We start from the raw sequence: 15742 nt of genomic DNA, 5'->3' as shown, positions 1-15742 counted from the left end.
GACACTCTTTGCATTTTTGCCATCCGCGACGAAGCGATGGCAGAAACAGAAAGGTTTCAACAGGTCGATACTTTTACTGTAGCCGTGTAAAAACTCCCGGACGAGGTTTGCTTACAGGGAGTCTCCTAAAACTGATTAGGGCTGACGGCAATGAAAACACGTAAAATCGGACTCGCAAATTATCTTGCTTATGGGTCAGGTGATTTCCTCGGGGCAGGGACGACTGCGCTGACGGCTGCCTGGCTTTTATATTTTTATACGACCTTCTGCGGACTTTCCCCTATCGAGGCGACCTTTATCTTTGCTGCGGCAAGGGTGCTGGATGCCGTTGTCAGCCCGCTGATGGGCTTTATGACCGATAACTTTGGCACCACCTGGCTCGGCAAACGCTTTGGCCGCCGTAAGTTCTTTATCCTGCTGGGTATTCCGTGCGTGTTCAGCTACTCCCTGATGTGGGTCGGGGATATGAGCTTCTGGTACTACCTGCTGACCTACCTGGTGTTTGATATTGTCTACACCATGATTCTGGTGCCGTACGAAACGCTGGTGCCGGAAATGACCGATGACTTCAAACAGAAAACCAAGTTCTCCGGCGCGCGTATCTCTATGGCGCAGATGTCCGCCATTCTGGCCTCCTTCCTGCCGGGTATTCTGCTGACCCACTTCGGTAAAGACAACGCCGTCTCCTTCTTCTATGCAAGCCTGGTCTTCTCCGTGCTGTGCGCGCTGATGCTGATTTTCGTCTGGTTCTTCACCTGGGAGCGCCCGCGTGAGGAGTGGTCAGAAGCGGCACTGCGCGCCGAAGAAGAGAAGAAAAAGCTGACGCTCGGGCAGAGCCTCAACCGCCTTTTCGTCGAGTTAAGTTCGACCCTGCGCATCAAAATTTTCCGCCAGCATCTGGGGATGTATCTGGGCGGCTACATCGCGCAGGACGTGTTCAACGCCGTCTTCACCTATTACGTGGTGTTCGTGCTGATGCAGGAGGCGTCAATGGCCTCTAACCTGCTGGGCACCATGGCGATTTTCCAGTTCATCGCCGTGATAGCGATGATCCCGCTGTGCATCCGTTTTGGTCCTGCGCCGTCTTACCGGATGGTGGTGGTGCTCTTTGGTCTGGCCTCGCTCTCCTACGCGATGCTCTATTACGCCGGGCTGAGCGATATCTACTCGCTGCTGTTGCTGGTCTCGGCCGTGGCCGGTCTGGGGCGCGGGGGCATCAACTACGTTCCGTGGAACACTTACACCTACATTGCTGACGTGGATGAAGTGATCACCGGCCAGCGCCGTGAAGGGATTTTTGCCGGGATCATGACCCTGACCCGTAAAGCCTCCCAGGCCGGTGCGGTGATGCTGGTGGGTATCGTGATGCAGATGTCCGGCTTTGTGAGCGGGCAGAAGGTGCAGCCTGCCGAAGTGAGCCACACCATTCTGATGATCCTGAGCGTGGGAACCATTCTGGTACTGTTCTGCGGCTTCCTGGTTTCCCTGCGCTTCAGACTGAATTTGCAGACGCACAGCACGCTGCGCGAAGAGACCGCCAAAATGCGCGAGACGGGTCGCGCCATGCCGGAGACAGCCACGCCGCAGGCCCGCGCAACCGTCGAGATGCTGGCCGGTATGCCGTACGAATCGCTGTGGGGCAATAACAACATCGGTTATCTGAATCGCAATAAGCCGGCGGCGCCTTCGCTGAAGGATCGCGCGGTACTGAATTCGACATACAACAGAGGTTAAGATGATGAAAGTTTGGCCTGTCAAACATAGCCCATTACTGTGTCAGCCAGCGCGTTTTATCGCGCGGGATGAACTGAAATCGTTGATTCACAAGGTGACCCATAACCTGGTGAACATCCACGACAAAACCGGCGAGTTTCTGCTGCGGCTGGACGACGGGCGCGTGATCGATACCAAAGGCTGGGCAGGCTGGGAGTGGACGCACGGCGTGGGGCTGTACGGAATCTGGCAGTACTACTGCCAGACCGGCGACGAGACGATGCGCGACATTATTGACGGCTGGTTTGACGCGCGTTTTGCCGAAGGCGCGACCACCAAAAACGTCAATACCATGTCGCCGTTCCTGACCCTGGCCTACCGCTATGAAGAGACGCGCAATCCGGCCTGGCTGCCGTGGCTGGAGAGCTGGGCGGAGTGGGCGATGAATGAGATGCCACGTACCGAGCATGGCGGTATGCAGCACATCACGCTGGCGGAAGAGAACCACCAGCAGATGTGGGACGACACGCTGATGATGACGGTGCTACCGCTGGCGAAAATCGGCAAGCTGCTCAACAAACCGGAGTACGTGGAAGAGGCGGTGTATCAGTTCCTGCTGCACGTCCAGAACCTGATGGACAGGGAAACCGGCCTGTGGTTCCACGGCTGGAACTACGACGGCAACCACAACTTTGCCCGTGCCCGCTGGGCGCGCGGCAACAGCTGGCTGACTATCGTCATCCCGGACTTCCTTGAGCTGGTCGATCTGCCTGAAAACAACGCTGTGCGTCGGTATCTGGTGCAGGTGCTGAATGCACAAATTGCGGCGCTGGCGAAATGTCAGGATGACAGCGGGCTGTGGCATACGTTGCTCGACGATCCGGACTCGTATCTGGAGGCGTCGGCCACGGCAGGGTTTGCCTACGGGATCCTCAAAGCGGTGCGTAAGCGCTATGTCGGAGCGGAGTATGCGGAGGTCGCCGATAAAGCGATTCGCGGTATCGTGAACAATATCTCGCCGGAAGGGGAGCTGCTGCAAACGTCGTTCGGGACGGGGATGGGCAGCGATCTCGAGTTCTACCGGCAGATCCCGCTGACGTCGATGCCGTACGGGCAGGCGATGGCGATTTTGTGTTTAACGGAATATTTGCGAAAGTACTTCTGATAATAAAAAACCCGGCCATGGCCGGGTTTCTTTTTTTACATACGTTCTGCTTTTACATACGTTCTACGGTTTCGATACCCAGGGTATCCAGACCCAGCTTCAGGGTCTTCGCCGTAAGCTGCGCCAGCTTCAGGCGGCTGTTGCGTACCGAGTCGCTCTCTGCCGACAGGATAGGGCAGTGCTCGTAGAAGCCAGAGAACAGGCCCGCGAGATCGTACAGATAGGAACACATCACGTGCGGGGTGCCGTCACGCGCGACAACCGCCAGCGTCTCTTCGAACTGCAGCAGACGCGCGGCCAGTTGCGCTTCACGATCTTCCGTGATGGCGACCGTGGCGTTAGCCAGCGCGCTTTCGTCGATATTGGCTTTGCGGAACACCGAGAGCACGCGGGTGTAAGCGTACTGCATGTACGGTGCCGTGTTACCTTCAAACGCCAGCATGTTATCCCAGTCGAAGATGTAGTCGGTGGTGCGGTTCTTGGAGAGATCCGCGTATTTCACCGCACCGATACCGACGGCGTTCGCCAGTTTTTCCAGCTCATCGGCAGGCATGTCCGGGTTCTTCTCGGCCACCAGACGGCGGGCGCGTTCCAGCGCTTCGTCCAGCAGGTCAGAAAGCTTAACCGTGCCACCGGCGCGGGTTTTGAACGGCTTGCCGTCTTTGCCCAGCATCATGCCGAACATGTGGTGTTCCAGCGGAACGGAATCAGGCACGTAGCCCGCTTTACGCACGATAGTCCACGCCTGCATCAGGTGCTGGTGCTGACGGGAATCGATGTAGTACAGCACGCGGTCGGCGTGCAGGGTTTCGTAGCGGTATTTTGCGCAGGCGATATCGGTAGTGGTGTAGAGGTAGCCGCCATCCTTTTTCTGGATGATCACGCCCATTGGTTCGCCTTCCTTGTTTTTGTACTCATCAAGGAACACCACCGTTGCGCCTTCGCTCTCAACCGCCAGGTTTTTGGCTTTCAGATCCGCCACAATACCCGGCAGCATTGGGTTGTACAGGCTTTCACCCATCACGTCATCACGGGTCAGCGTGACGTTCAGGCGGTTGTAGGTGAGCTGGTTCTGGGACATGGTGATATCCACCAGCTTGCGCCACATCTCGAGGAAGTATTGATCGCCGCCCTGCAGTTTTACTACGTAGCTGCGCGCGCGTTCGGCGAAGGCTTCGTCTTCATCGTAGTGCTTTTTGGCTTCACGGTAGAACCCTTCCAGGTCTGCCAGCGCCATTTCACCCGCATTTTCCTGCTGCTGTTTTTCCAGGTAAGCAATCAGCATGCCGAACTGTGTACCCCAGTCGCCCACGTGGTTCGCACGGATCACCTTGTGGCCGAGGAACTCGTTGGTGCGCACGGCGGCATCACCGATGATGGTGGAACGCAGGTGGCCCACGTGCATCTCTTTCGCCACGTTCGGGGCGGAGTAGTCGATCACGATGGTCTGCGGCTCTGGCTGGGAAACACCCAGACGGTCAGATTTCAGGGCCGCGTCAACGTGGCTTGCCAGGAACGCAGGCTCCAGGAAGATATTGATAAAGCCCGGGCCGGCAATTTCGGTTTTGCTGGCAATGCCGGTGAGATCCAGATGCGTCAGTACCTGCTCAGCGAGCTGTCGCGGTGGCATGCCCAGTTTTTTAGCCACTGCCATCACGCCGTTAGCCTGATAGTCGCCAAACTGTACTTTTGCTGACTGACGAACCTGCGGTTCGCAATCCGCAGGCGCACCTGCGGCAATCAGTGCCTGACTGACTTTTTCTGAGAGAAGAGCCTGAATATTCACCTGGATACCTTACGTTTTTGCTGCGGGTTAACATCCACCCACACCAGTTAAAGAATTTAGGGCGCGAGTATACTGCAAATGCCCGCGTGCGTCAGCCCTGCGGGGGCTGAAGATTGCTCAGAATCCAGGCTAAGAAGGTGTGCATAATCATGCAGTAATAAAAACCCCGAATCTGCGGTTGGTTGACGGCAGGCAACAGAGTAAATTAGCGGCTTTGCGACCCGATAAGAGACTGACCTATGGCGAACTGGCACTCCATTGACGAACTGCATGATATTTCCGCTGATTTACCGCGCTTCACCCAGGCGTTCACAGAACTTGCCACCCGCCTCGGTCTGGATATTGCACCGCTTGAGGCCGATCACATCTCTTTACGCTGCCATCAGAACGCGACGGCCGAGCGCTGGCGTCGTGGATTTGAACAGTGCGGCGAGCTGCTTTCTGAAAACATCATTAACGGGCGGCCAATTTGTCTGTTCAAACTGCATGAACCGGTCTGTGTGGCGCACTGGCGCTTCACGGTGGTGGAACTGCCCTGGCCGGGTGAAAAACGCTATCCGCACGAAGGCTGGGAGCATATCGAAATTGTTCTGCCGGGCGAGCCTGACGGCCTGAATGCCCGTGCGCTGGCGCTATTATCTGACGAAGGCTTAAGCAAGCCGGGGATCTTTGTCAAAACAAGTTCTCCGAAAGGCGAACGCGAGCGTTTGCCTAACCCGACGCTGGCGGTCACCGACGGGCAGGTGACGGTGAAGTTTCATCCGTGGACGATAGAGCAGATTGTCGCCAGCGAAGCATCAGAGTTGTGACGCTACGCGAAGACCCCGTGCGGTGAGCGTGTCACGATAGCGTGTTGAATCGATTTTAGGGAGGAAAAGATGGCGCTGCTGGAGATTTGTTGTTACAGCGTGGAGTGTGCCGTTACGGCGCAAAAGCACGGGGCCGATCGCATTGAACTCTGTGCGGCACCGAAAGAGGGCGGGCTGACGCCGTCGTACGGCGTGCTGAAATCTGCCCGCCGGGACGTTACGATCCCGGTACACCCGATCGTCCGCCCGCGCGGCGGTGATTTTTGTTACACGGCGGGTGAATTCAGTGCCATGCTTGATGATATCGCCCTCGTGCGCGACCTGGGGTTCCCTGGGCTGGTGACCGGCCTGCTTGATGAAGACGGCAATGTCGATCTTCCCCGCATGCGCCAGGTGATGGCGGCCGCAAAGGGTATGGCCGTCACCTTTCATCGCGCGTTTGATATGTGTAAAGCACCTCTTCAAGCCTTTGATACGCTGGCGGAACTTGGCGTAGCCCGCGTTCTGACGTCCGGCCAGCAAGCATCAGCTGAAAAAGGACTGCAATTAATTACGGAACTAAAAGCACATTCCGGTGTTCCAATCATTATGGCGGGCGCAGGAGTACGCGCCAGCAATCTGGAACTGTTTTTAAATGCAGGGGTAGAAGAGCTTCACAGCTCAGCGGGGAAATGGATACCGTCACCTATGCGTTATCGCAATACAGGGTTGTCTATGTCGACGGATGCTGAAGCGGATGAGTACTCGCGCTACGGTGTAGATGGAGAGTCGGTTGCGGTAATGAAATCGCTGATTGAACGTCATCACGTGTAGCAACGTACCGATTTTTACCGCGCATCATGTCGCCCAATATGATGCTTGCTTGTACCAGGCCCCTGCAATTTCAACAGGGGCCTTTTTTTCTCCGTCATATTTCAAGCCGCAGCGGCGTTGGACGCCTCGCTCACCCCAGTCACTTGCCGATGTAAGCTCCCGGGGATTCGCTGCGTTGCCGCCTTGCTGCAACGTGAAATATTTTGGAGAAAATAGTGCCCGATGAGGCGAGTAGGCCGGGTAAGGCGTAGCCGCCACCCGGCATCAAGGCTACGGCTTTGTCGCTATCAACACCGCGCGCATCGGTGCCGGATAGCCTTCGACGGTCTTGCTGTGGTCGTCCGGGTCGAGGAACTGCTCCAGCGATTCGGTGATCATCCAGTCGGTGCGGCGCTGCTCTTCGATGGAGGTCACGCAGACATCCGCAATACGCACATCCACAAACCCGCACTTCTCGAGCCAGTTTTTCAGCGCCAGCGCGGACGGAATAAAGTAGACGTTTCGCATCTGCGCATAACGATCGCCCGGGACCAGCACGGTGTGCTCGTCGCCTTCCACCACCAGCGTTTCCAGCACCAGTTCGCCACCGCTGACCAGCTGATCCTTCAGCTGCCACAGGTGCTCCAGCGGGGAGCGACGGTGATACAGCACGCCCATGGAGAACACCGTGTCGAACGCTTTCAGGGCAGGGAGTTGCTCAATGCCCAGCGGCAGCAGGTGGGCGCGCTGGTCGTTGCCCAGCAGTTTACGCACCGCTTCGAACTGGCACAGGAACAACTGCATCGGGTCGATACCCACCGCCAGGTGCGCGCCTGCGCCAATCATGCGCCACATGTGATAGCCGCTGCCACAGCCGACGTCCAGGATCGTGCGCCCGGTGAGGTCCGACAGGTGGGGCAGAACGCGATCCCATTTCCAGTCAGAACGCCATTCGGTATTAATGTTCACGCCATACAGCGAGAACGGCCCTTTGCGCCACGGCATCAGGTTACGTATCAGCGTTTCAATACGGTTTCGTTGCCCCTCAGACAGCGGTGCGTCGCTTTCCGCGGTGACGCTGTGCAGCAGGTCCAGACGGTGCGGGGTCAGCTCCGGCAGAAACTCCACCGCGTTAGACCACTGTTTCAGCAGGCCGTGCTGCTGGTCCCGCTGCCAGGTAGCGATCTGCGCAGGCAGGGTTTCCAGCCAGTGGGAGAGATGATTTTTCGCAATCAGCTGATAGAAATTGCCGAACTCGATCATGCGACATCCTCAGCTTTCAGGGCGACCAGCGAGCCAAAGTTAAAGCACTGGAACCACAGTTCGCTATGCTCAAACCCTGACTGACGCAGTCGGGCTTTGTGTGTTTCAACGGAATCCGTGAGCATGACGTTTTCGAGCATGCTGCGCTTCTGGCTGATCTCCAGCTCGCTGTAGCCGTTCGCACGTTTAAAATCGTGGTGCATATTGAACAGCAGTTCGCCTACGTCCTTGTCTTCAAAGCTAAACTTCTCCGAGAGCACCAGCGCGCCGCCCGGATTCAGACCCTGATAAATTTTATCCAGCAACAGCTGGCGGTCTTCAGGCACCAGGAACTGCAGGGTAAAATTCAGTACCACCATCGACGCATTCGAGATGTCGATATCGCGAATATCACCTTCCACAACTTCTACCGGTGTCGGGGCTTTATAGGCGTCGATGTGTCGGCGGCAGCGCTCCACCATGGCAGGCGAGTTGTCGACGGCAATGATTTTGCATCCGTCATGGCGAACGTTACGACGTACCGACAGCGTTGCCGCGCCGAGCGAACAGCCCAGGTCATAGACCTGCGTGCCGGGTTGAACGAAGCGTTCAGCCAGCATGCCGATCATCGAGATGATATTGGAATATCCGGGAACAGAGCGCTGGATCATATCCGGGAAGACTTCGGCTACCCGTTCATCAAAGGTCCAGTCGCCCAGGCTGGCGATAGGCGCAGAAAAAAGCGTGTCGCGATCTGACATAACGTAAAAATCCGGGAAAAATAAAGGGGCGTATTGTGCGCTAACGCAAGGAGAAAACCAACTCCCACGGCATATACCAAAGGTTAGCCAGCACCATCAGCAAAAGCGACGCCCATGTCGCGCTCATGCCGGAACGACGCCAGCGGAACAGGCGCTGGTGGAAGCCGTAGTAGTGCATCAACCGGCCCGCAATCAGCAGTAAACCACAGACGTGAACCATCCAGGTCTCCGCACCGTTCATCTCCATAAACAGCAGCATAATTAATGCTACGGGGATGTACTCGACCGCATTGCCGTGAATGCGGATAGCGCTTTGCAGTTCAGAGAACCCACCGTCACCGTAGGAGACCCGGTATTGCATTCTCAGGCGCACAACATCAAATGAAAACTTAATCAGCAGTAATGCACCTAACACCGCATACAGCGCGCTGACCATACTAACTCCCTGTTTTTGGCAGATGGTACGTCTCTATGATAGGGGGTGATTTCAGAAAAGAGAAGATTGTTGTGGAATGGCGGGGGCGCTGCCGACAGACGGAACCGCAGCCTGCAAGGCCTGCCAGAGAGCATCGACCAGTTCAGGGGCCTGGGCGATGTCAGGGGTGTGTAAAAACAGATACGGCGTGGTGGTTTGCTCCCATTTCGGCAACGTTTGCAGCCAGACGCTAAACAATTCACGATTTTGCTGCATGTTATCGCTGCCGATAAACCGGACCATCGGGTTAGCGGCGGTCAGCACCGCATGCACCGGGACTTTGGGCTTTTTACGCTGGGCGTCAATAATGGCTTCACTGTGGGGGATGGCGCTGTGTACCGGTCTGGAATCGAGAATGACGCGGTTAATGCCCCGGTCGTGCAGCCCGCGGTTCAGCGCTTTCTCCGCCTCGCCTTTGGCAAAGAACTCGGGATGCCTGACCTCTACACCGTAGGTGAATTCCCGGGGCAGGGCATCAAGAAACTGCCACAGCGCAGGCAGATCGCGCGGGCCAAAGACCGCGGGAAGCTGGAGCCAGTACTGCCCGATGCGGTTAGCCAGCGGCGACATCCGGGTGAAAAACTCTTCGGTTAAATCACCGCAGTTGCGCAGGGCGGCGGTGTGCGAGATGGTTGCCGGGAATTTAAAGCAGAAGCGAAACGCGTCGGTGGTCTGCTCGCGCCAGCGCGCGACAATTTCGGCGCGAGGCAGGGCATAAAGCGTGGTATTTCCCTCCACGCAGTTGAAGTGTCGGGCATACTCTTCAAGGCTGGTGATGCCAAGGCGCACCCACTTCGGGTGCGACCACTGAGGCAGGCCCACGTACATCATAGCGCGTTAATAATCTCGTCCGTGCTGCGCACGCGGCCAATGCGCGGGAAGATGTGGGTCATGCTGCCCTGATGCTGTTCAGAAGAGGCGGCGCTACAGGCATCCTCAGCGATGACCAGGTTAAAACCCAGCTCCCAGGCGTTGCGCGCGGTGGATTCCACGCCGATATTGGTGGAGATCCCGCACAGGATGATGGTGTCGATCCCGCGGCGGCGCAGCTGCAGCTCAAGATCGGTACCGTAGAACGCGCCCCACTGGCGTTTGGTGACTTCAAGGTCGCTGTCGCGTTTACCGAGAGACTCTGGATAGGTCCACCAGTTTTCCGGCAGCGCGTGCGCCGGGGCCTGCGCGTCGACAGGCTGCTTCAGCGCTTCGGCGAAGTCGGCTGACCAGCCTACGCGCACCATGACCACGGGCGCACCGCTGGCGCGGCATTTTTCCGCCAGGCGAGCGGCACGGCTCACCACCTCGTCAGCAGTATGCGGACCACCGGCAAAAGGGAGGATCCCTTCCTGCAAATCAATGACGACAAGTGCAGTTTTGGTGGCATCAAGTGTGAACATAGTAACTCCAGTTAAATGAATCGCTTTGGTTACACCTTACGACGTTATTCACTGTTATCGGGCGGATAATTTTGTTAATTTTTGTGAGAATGCGCAATTAGAGCGCAGCAAACCACCGTCAGACCGTGCTTCGCTCTTATCGTCGGGCGGAATTTCCAGTATAATAGCCGCCTTTTTTCATCCAGTTGTGACATACAGAAAGCTGCGACATAGTAGCCTGTACATCAGGCAACATTTAGCCTGCGGCTAATTAAGGGATATCTCATGCGTACAGAATATTGCGGGCAGCTGCGTCAGTCCCACGTCGGGCAGCAGGTTACCCTGTGTGGTTGGGTCAATCGCCGTCGCGATCTCGGTAGCCTTATCTTTATTGATATGCGCGACCGCGAAGGTATTGTTCAGGTGTTCTTCGATCCCGATCGCGCAGAGGCGTTGAAGCTGGCGTCTGAGCTGCGTAATGAGTTCTGCATCCAGGTGACCGGCACCGTGCGTGCGCGTGACGAGAAAAACGTTAATGCAGAGATGGCGACGGGCGCAGTTGAAGTGCTGGCCTCCGATCTGGTCATCATCAACCGTGCCGAAGCGCTGCCGCTGGACTCCAACCACGTCAACACCGAAGAAGCACGCCTGAAATACCGCTACCTGGATCTGCGTCGCCCGGAAATGGCTCAGCGCCTGAAGACCCGTGCGAAAATCACCAGCCTGGTGCGCCGCTTTATGGATGACCACGGTTTCCTGGATATCGAAACTCCGATGCTGACCAAAGCCACGCCGGAAGGCGCGCGCGATTACCTGGTCCCGTCCCGGGTTCATAAAGGCAAGTTCTACGCGCTGCCGCAGTCTCCTCAGCTGTTCAAACAGCTGCTGATGATGTCCGGTTTCGATCGATACTATCAGATTGTAAAATGCTTCCGCGACGAAGACCTGCGTGCTGACCGTCAGCCAGAATTTACCCAGATCGATGTGGAAACCTCCTTCATGACCGCCGAGCAGGTGCGTGAAGTGATGGAAGCGCTGGTGCGCGGCCTGTGGAACGACGTCAAAGGCGTTGAGCTGGGCGACTTCCCTGTCATGACCTTCGCCGAAGCCGAGCGTCGCTACGGCTCCGACAAACCAGACCTGCGTAACCCGATGGAGCTGGTGGACGTGGCGGACCTGGTGAAATCCGTTGAGTTCGCGGTCTTTGCTGGCCCGGCTAACGATGCCAAAGGCCGCGTGGCTGCCCTGCGCGTACCGGGCGGTGCCAGCTTAAGCCGTAAGCAGATTGACGACTACGGCAATTTCATCAAAATCTACGGCGCGAAAGGCCTGGCCTATATTAAAGTGACCGAACGCGCGAAAGGCCTGGACGGTATCACCAGCCCGGTGGCGAAGTTCCTGAACGCGGACATTGTAGAAGCGATCCTTGAGCGCACTGGCGCGCAGGACGGCGATATGATCTTCTTCGGCGCAGACAACAAAAAAGTCGTTGCGGATGCGATGGGCGCGCTGCGTCTGAAGCTCGGCAAAGACCTGAGTCTGACCGACGAAACCAAATGGGCACCGCTGTGGGTTATCGACTTCCCGATGTTTGAAGACGACGGCGAAGGCGGCCTGACCGCAATGCACCACCCGTTCACCTCGCCAAAAGACATGACGGCGGCAGAGCTGAAAGCGGCCCCGGAAGAGGCGGTAGCGAACGCCTATGACATGGTCATCAACGGCTACGAAGTGGGCGGGGGTTCCGTGCGTATTCACAGCGGCGAGATGCAGCAGACCGTGTTCGGTATTCTGGGCATTAACGAGCAGGAGCAGCGCGAGAAGTTCGGCTTCCTGCTGGACGCCCTGAAATACGGTACGCCGCCGCACGCGGGTCTGGCATTCGGTCTTGACCGTCTGACCATGCTGCTGACCGGCACCGACAACATTCGCGATGTTATCGCCTTCCCGAAAACCACGGCTGCTGCGTGTCTGATGACCGAAGCACCAAGCTTTGCTAACCCGGCTTCACTGGCTGAGTTAGGCATTGAAGTGGTGAAGAAGGACGAGAAAAACTGATATGGCATATAAGCGTCCCGTTTCTGTTCTGGTGGTCATTTATGCAGAAGATACGAAGCGGGTGCTGATGTTGCAGCGGCGTGACGACCCTGATTTCTGGCAGTCGGTTACCGGCAGCCTGGAAGAGGGGGAGACCGCGTCGCAGGCCGCCGCGCGTGAAGTAAAGGAAGAGGTCACTATTGACGTTGCCAGTGAGCAACTGACCCTGAAGGACTGTCAGCGCACGGTGGAGTTTGAAATTTTTAGCCATTTACGTCATCGCTATGCGCCGGGGATTGAGCGCAATACGGAATCGTGGTTCTGTCTCGCGCTCCCCCACGAACGGGAGATCGTGTTCACGGAACACCTGACCTACCGCTGGGTGAACGCGACGGATGCCGCCGCGCTGACCAAGTCGTGGAGCAACCGGCAGGCGATTGAAGAATTTGTAATTAACGCTGCCTGAGAAGGCGCGATTTTTGGAGAACTTTTTATGGCAGGTCATAGTAAGTGGGCCAACACCAAACACCGTAAAGCGGCACAGGATGCCAAGCGCGGTAAAATCTTTACCAAAATCATTCGTGAGCTGGTAACGGCAGCACGTCTGGGCGGCGGCGATGCGGGTTCCAACCCACGTCTGCGCGCGGCCATCGATAAAGCATTGTCGAACAACATGACGCGTGACACCCTGAACCGTGCTATCGCACGCGGCGTGGGCGGTGATGAAGACGCGAACATGGAAACCATCATTTATGAAGGTTACGGCCCTGGCGGTACTGCGGTCATGGTGGAATGCCTGTCCGACAACCGTAACCGTACCGTTGCCGAAGTGCGCCATGCGTTCACCAAAACCGGTGGCAACCTGGGTACCGACGGCTCTGTGGCTTACCTGTTCAGCAAAAAAGGCGTGATCTCGTTTGAGAAAGGCGATGAAGATGTGATCATGGAAGCTGCGCTGGAAGCGGGTGCGGAAGACGTGGTGACCTACGACGACGGCGCTATCGACGTGTATACCGCGTGGGAAGAGATGGGTGCCGTGCGTGACGCGCTGGAAGCGGCGGGCCTGAAAGCGGACAACGCTGAAGTCTCTATGATCCCGTCTACCAAAGCAGACATGGATGCTGAAACGGCACCAAAACTGCTGCGTCTGATCGACATGCTTGAAGATTGCGACGACGTGCAGGAAGTGTACCACAACGGTGAAATCTCTGATGAGGTGGCGGCAACGCTGTAATGGCGTGGCTTAACCTTGTCGTAAGTGGAGACGCGCGATGTCGATAATCCTTGGGATTGACCCCGGCTCGCGCATCACCGGTTATGGCGTCATCCGTCAGGTTGGACGCCAGTTAACCTACCTGGGCAGCGGCTGCATTCGCACAAAGGTCGACGATCTGCCATCACGCCTGAAGCTGATTTATGCAGGCGTATCGGAGATTATCACCCAGTTCCAGCCTGACTATTTCGCCATCGAGCAGGTCTTTATGGCGAAAAACGCCGATTCAGCACTCAAGCTGGGCCAGGCTCGCGGTGTGGCAATTGTTGCCGCCGTGAACCAGGATTTGCCCGTGTTCGAGTATGCGGCAAGACAGGTCAAGCAGACGGTGGTCGGCATAGGTAGCGCGGAAAAAAGCCAGGTGCAGCACATGGTGCGTACCTTGCTGAAGCTTACCGCCAACCCGCAGGCCGATGCCGCCGATGCGCTGGCGATTGCAATAACCCATTGCCACGTCAGCCAGAACGCAATGCAGATGAGCGAGTCGCGGCTTAATCTGGCGAGAGGCAGGTTACGATAATAGTAAATCAGGCTGGATGTTTATCCAGCCTTTTTTTATTATGTCGCCAGTCAAACATTTTCCAGAACGCAGGAGCGTCATGTGATAGGCAGACTCAGAGGCATCATCCTTGAAAAACAACCCCCGTTAGTGCTGCTGGAAGTGGGTGGCGTGGGCTATGAAGTCCATATGCCGATGACCTGCTTCTATGAGCTGCCTGACGCAGGTAAAGAGGCGATAGTTTTTACGCAGTTCGTGGTGCGTGAAGATGCTCAGCTGCTCTATGGTTTCAACAACAAACAAGAGCGGATGCTGTTCCGTGAGTTAATAAAAACCAACGGCGTGGGTCCAAAGCTGGCGCTGGCGATCCTGTCCGGGATGTCTGCGCCGCAGTTTGTGAATGCCGTTGAGCGTGAAGATCCCGCCGCGCTGATTAAGCTGCCGGGCATCGGTAAAAAAACCGCAGAACGCCTGATTGTCGAAATGAAAGACCGCTTCAAAGGCCTGCATGGCGATCTGTTTACCCCTGCCGCTGACCTGGTACTCACCTCGCCGGGCGCGCCGTCATCGGATGATGCGGAACAGGAAGCAGTTGCCGCGCTGGTGGCGCTGGGCTATAAACCTCAGGAAGCCAGCCGTATGGTAAGTAAAGTGGCCAAACCGGATGCCGGCAGTGAAACTCTGATTCGTGAAGCGCTGCGCGCTGCATTGTGAGGTAAAGGATGATTGAAGCAGACCGTCTGGTATCGGCCGTCAGCAGTGTGCCAGAAGATGTGGTGGACCGTGCGATCCGCCCCAAATTGCTGGATGAATATATCGGCCAGCCGCAGGTTCGCTCTCAGATGGAAATCTTCATCCAGGCGGCCAAACTGCGCGGCGACGCGCTCGATCACCTGTTGATTTTTGGCCCGCCGGGGTTAGGGAAAACCACGCTGGCGAACATTGTCGCCAACGAAATGGGCGTCAACCTGCGCACCACTTCCGGCCCGGTGCTGGAGAAAGCGGGCGATCTCGCGGCGATGCTCACCAACCTCGAACCGCACGATGTCCTGTTTATCGATGAGATCCACCGTCTGTCACCGGTGGTGGAAGAGGTGCTCTATCCGGCGATGGAAGATTATCAGCTGGATATCATGATCGGCGAAGGCCCGGCGGCGCGCTCAATCAAGATTGACCTGCCGCCGTTCACCCTGATTGGCGCAACCACCCGCGCAGGCTCCCTGACGTCGCCCCTGCGTGACCGCTTCGGCATTGTTCAGCGTCTGGAGTTTTACCAGGTGCCGGATCTCCAGCACATCGTGGGGCGCAGCGCGCGCTTTATGGGGCTGGAGATGAGCGAAGAAGGGGCTTACGAGGTGGCGAAACGCTCCCGTGGCACGCCGCGAATCGCTAACCGTCTGCTGCGTCGCGTGCGTGATTTCGCCGAAGTGAAGCACGATGGTTCGATCTCAGCCGATATTGCAGCCCAGGCGCTGGATATGCTGAATGTCGATGCGGAAGGCTTTGACTACATGGACCGTAAGCTGCTGCTGGCGATCCTGGATAAATTCTTTGGTGGGCCGGTGGGGCTGGATAACCTTGCCGCGGCAATCGGGGAAGAGCGTGAAACGATTGAGGACGTGCTTGAGCCGTATCTGATCCAGCAGGGGTTCTTACAGCGCACCCCGCGCGGGCGAATGGCGACGGTGCGGGCATGGGATCATTTCGGGATTACCCCGCCAGCAATGCCGTAAATCATGCCGGATGGCGGCTTCGCCTAATCCGGCTTACGGATATTCTGTTGATTTTGTCGCCCCGGTAAGCGAAGCGTCACCGGG

General features: G+C 57.0%; 16 protein-coding genes. 10 read left to right on the top strand and 6 right to left on the bottom strand.

The features are described 5' to 3' along the window. Nucleotides 1–150 precede the first annotated feature (150 nt). Both QLG21_RS00725 and QLG21_RS00720 read left to right on the top strand, forming a co-directional pair. A complete protein-coding gene (locus QLG21_RS00725) occupies nucleotides 151–1734 on the top strand; it encodes an MFS transporter (protein WP_282483662.1) in 1584 nt (527 codons plus the stop codon). A 4-nt stretch (nucleotides 1735–1738) separates the two neighbouring features. Continuing rightward, nucleotides 1739–2878: a glycoside hydrolase family 105 protein gene (locus QLG21_RS00720; RefSeq protein ID WP_282483870.1), complete on the top strand. Its 1140-nt coding sequence runs from the start codon at nucleotides 1739–1741 to the stop codon at nucleotides 2876–2878. 52 nt (nucleotides 2879–2930) lie between these two features. On the opposite strand, the gene argS is transcribed toward QLG21_RS00720, so the two are convergent. After that, entirely contained in the window at nucleotides 2931–4664 is a 1734-nt protein-coding gene (gene argS, locus QLG21_RS00715) for an arginine--tRNA ligase (protein ID WP_058610187.1), read from the bottom strand. Nucleotides 4665–4903: 239 nt separating this feature from the next. On the opposite strand from argS, the gene QLG21_RS00710 reads away from it, so the two are divergent. Continuing rightward, nucleotides 4904–5473 (top strand): VOC family protein, encoded by a 570-nt coding sequence (locus QLG21_RS00710; RefSeq protein WP_006176060.1) that lies wholly within the window; start codon nucleotides 4904–4906, stop codon nucleotides 5471–5473. A 69-nt stretch (nucleotides 5474–5542) separates the two neighbouring features. Beyond that, nucleotides 5543–6286 (top strand): copper homeostasis protein CutC, encoded by a 744-nt coding sequence (gene cutC, locus QLG21_RS00705; RefSeq protein ID WP_006176059.1) that lies wholly within the window; start codon nucleotides 5543–5545, stop codon nucleotides 6284–6286. Nucleotides 6287–6556: 270 nt separating this feature from the next. Here cutC and cmoB read toward each other — a convergent pair whose 3' ends face one another. The 5 genes from cmoB to QLG21_RS00680 are packed head-to-tail and all read right to left on the bottom strand — an operon-like array spanning nucleotide 6557 to nucleotide 10137. Further along, complete coding sequence (cmoB, locus tag QLG21_RS00700) at nucleotides 6557–7528, bottom strand: tRNA 5-methoxyuridine(34)/uridine 5-oxyacetic acid(34) synthase CmoB (protein WP_282483661.1); 972 nt, start codon at nucleotides 7526–7528, stop codon at nucleotides 6557–6559. Beyond that, nucleotides 7525–8268 carry a carboxy-S-adenosyl-L-methionine synthase CmoA gene (gene cmoA, locus QLG21_RS00695; RefSeq protein WP_006176056.1) on the bottom strand — a complete coding sequence of 248 codons (744 nt, stop codon included), beginning with the start codon at nucleotides 8266–8268 and terminating at the stop codon, nucleotides 7525–7527. Before cmoA ends, cmoB begins: the two co-directional genes overlap by 4 nt. Nucleotides 8269–8308: 40 nt before the next feature. Beyond that, a complete protein-coding gene (locus QLG21_RS00690) occupies nucleotides 8309–8704 on the bottom strand; it encodes an MAPEG family protein (protein ID WP_006176055.1) in 396 nt (131 codons plus the stop codon). Between the two features lie 51 nt (nucleotides 8705–8755). Then, a complete protein-coding gene (locus QLG21_RS00685) occupies nucleotides 8756–9574 on the bottom strand; it encodes a DUF72 domain-containing protein (RefSeq protein ID WP_058610189.1) in 819 nt (272 codons plus the stop codon). Next, on the bottom strand, nucleotides 9571–10137 hold the full coding sequence (locus tag QLG21_RS00680) for a hydrolase (RefSeq protein WP_153681706.1): 567 nt from the start codon (nucleotides 10135–10137) through the stop codon (nucleotides 9571–9573). Before QLG21_RS00680 ends, QLG21_RS00685 begins: the two co-directional genes overlap by 4 nt. A 264-nt stretch (nucleotides 10138–10401) precedes the next feature. Between QLG21_RS00680 and aspS the strand changes: the two genes are divergently transcribed. The 6 genes from aspS (at nucleotide 10402) to ruvB (ending at nucleotide 15658) form a co-directional block, all read left to right on the top strand. Further along, a complete protein-coding gene (gene aspS / locus QLG21_RS00675) occupies nucleotides 10402–12174 on the top strand; it encodes an aspartate--tRNA ligase (protein WP_006176051.1) in 1773 nt (590 codons plus the stop codon). A 1-nt stretch (nucleotide 12175) separates the two neighbouring features. Further along, nucleotides 12176–12619, top strand: a complete 444-nt coding sequence (gene nudB, locus QLG21_RS00670) for a dihydroneopterin triphosphate diphosphatase (RefSeq protein WP_006176050.1) — start codon at nucleotides 12176–12178, stop codon at nucleotides 12617–12619. 27 nt (nucleotides 12620–12646) lie between these two features. Continuing rightward, the gene (locus tag QLG21_RS00665; RefSeq protein WP_137848846.1) at nucleotides 12647–13387 is read left to right on the top strand and encodes a YebC/PmpR family DNA-binding transcriptional regulator; all 741 of its coding nucleotides are present in this window, start codon (nucleotides 12647–12649) and stop codon (nucleotides 13385–13387) included. Nucleotides 13388–13424: 37 nt separating this feature from the next. Beyond that, nucleotides 13425–13946 (top strand): crossover junction endodeoxyribonuclease RuvC, encoded by a 522-nt coding sequence (gene ruvC, locus QLG21_RS00660; protein WP_282483660.1) that lies wholly within the window; start codon nucleotides 13425–13427, stop codon nucleotides 13944–13946. A gap of 81 nt (nucleotides 13947–14027) precedes the next feature. Continuing rightward, entirely contained in the window at nucleotides 14028–14639 is a 612-nt protein-coding gene (ruvA, locus tag QLG21_RS00655) for a Holliday junction branch migration protein RuvA (protein ID WP_006176047.1), read from the top strand. A gap of 8 nt (nucleotides 14640–14647) precedes the next feature. Beyond that, entirely contained in the window at nucleotides 14648–15658 is a 1011-nt protein-coding gene (gene ruvB / locus QLG21_RS00650; RefSeq protein ID WP_137848845.1) for a Holliday junction branch migration DNA helicase RuvB, read from the top strand. The last annotated feature ends 84 nt before the right edge of the window (nucleotides 15659–15742 follow it).

Origin of the sequence: Enterobacter sp. V87_3 (genome assembly GCF_029967835.1) — a bacterium.
GTDB classification, from domain to species: Bacteria; Pseudomonadota; Gammaproteobacteria; order Enterobacterales; family Enterobacteriaceae; genus Enterobacter; species Enterobacter cancerogenus.
The sequence above is the reverse complement of the archived record's forward strand: the minus strand, read 5'-3'. Positions and strand labels throughout refer to the sequence as shown.

Bases quoted from the DNA above. Each gene is read 5' to 3' on its own strand.
- QLG21_RS00725 (WP_282483662.1), top strand. From the start codon at position 151: ATGAAAACACGTAAAATCGGACTCGCAAATTATCTTGCTTATGGGTCA.
- QLG21_RS00720 (WP_282483870.1), top strand. From the start codon at position 1,739: ATGAAAGTTTGGCCTGTCAAACATAGCCCATTACTGTGTCAGCCAGCG.
- QLG21_RS00710 (WP_006176060.1), top strand. From the start codon at position 4,904: ATGGCGAACTGGCACTCCATTGACGAACTGCATGATATTTCCGCTGAT.
- cutC (WP_006176059.1), top strand. From the start codon at position 5,543: ATGGCGCTGCTGGAGATTTGTTGTTACAGCGTGGAGTGTGCCGTTACG.
- cmoB (WP_282483661.1), bottom strand. From the start codon at position 7,528: ATGATCGAGTTCGGCAATTTCTATCAGCTGATTGCGAAAAATCATCTC.
- cmoA (WP_006176056.1), bottom strand. From the start codon at position 8,268: ATGTCAGATCGCGACACGCTTTTTTCTGCGCCTATCGCCAGCCTGGGC.
- QLG21_RS00690 (WP_006176055.1), bottom strand. From the start codon at position 8,704: ATGGTCAGCGCGCTGTATGCGGTGTTAGGTGCATTACTGCTGATTAAG.
- QLG21_RS00685 (WP_058610189.1), bottom strand. From the start codon at position 9,574: ATGATGTACGTGGGCCTGCCTCAGTGGTCGCACCCGAAGTGGGTGCGC.
- QLG21_RS00680 (WP_153681706.1), bottom strand. From the start codon at position 10,137: ATGTTCACACTTGATGCCACCAAAACTGCACTTGTCGTCATTGATTTG.
- aspS (WP_006176051.1), top strand. From the start codon at position 10,402: ATGCGTACAGAATATTGCGGGCAGCTGCGTCAGTCCCACGTCGGGCAG.
- nudB (WP_006176050.1), top strand. From the start codon at position 12,176: ATGGCATATAAGCGTCCCGTTTCTGTTCTGGTGGTCATTTATGCAGAA.
- QLG21_RS00665 (WP_137848846.1), top strand. From the start codon at position 12,647: ATGGCAGGTCATAGTAAGTGGGCCAACACCAAACACCGTAAAGCGGCA.
- ruvC (WP_282483660.1), top strand. From the start codon at position 13,425: ATGTCGATAATCCTTGGGATTGACCCCGGCTCGCGCATCACCGGTTAT.
- ruvB (WP_137848845.1), top strand. From the start codon at position 14,648: ATGATTGAAGCAGACCGTCTGGTATCGGCCGTCAGCAGTGTGCCAGAA.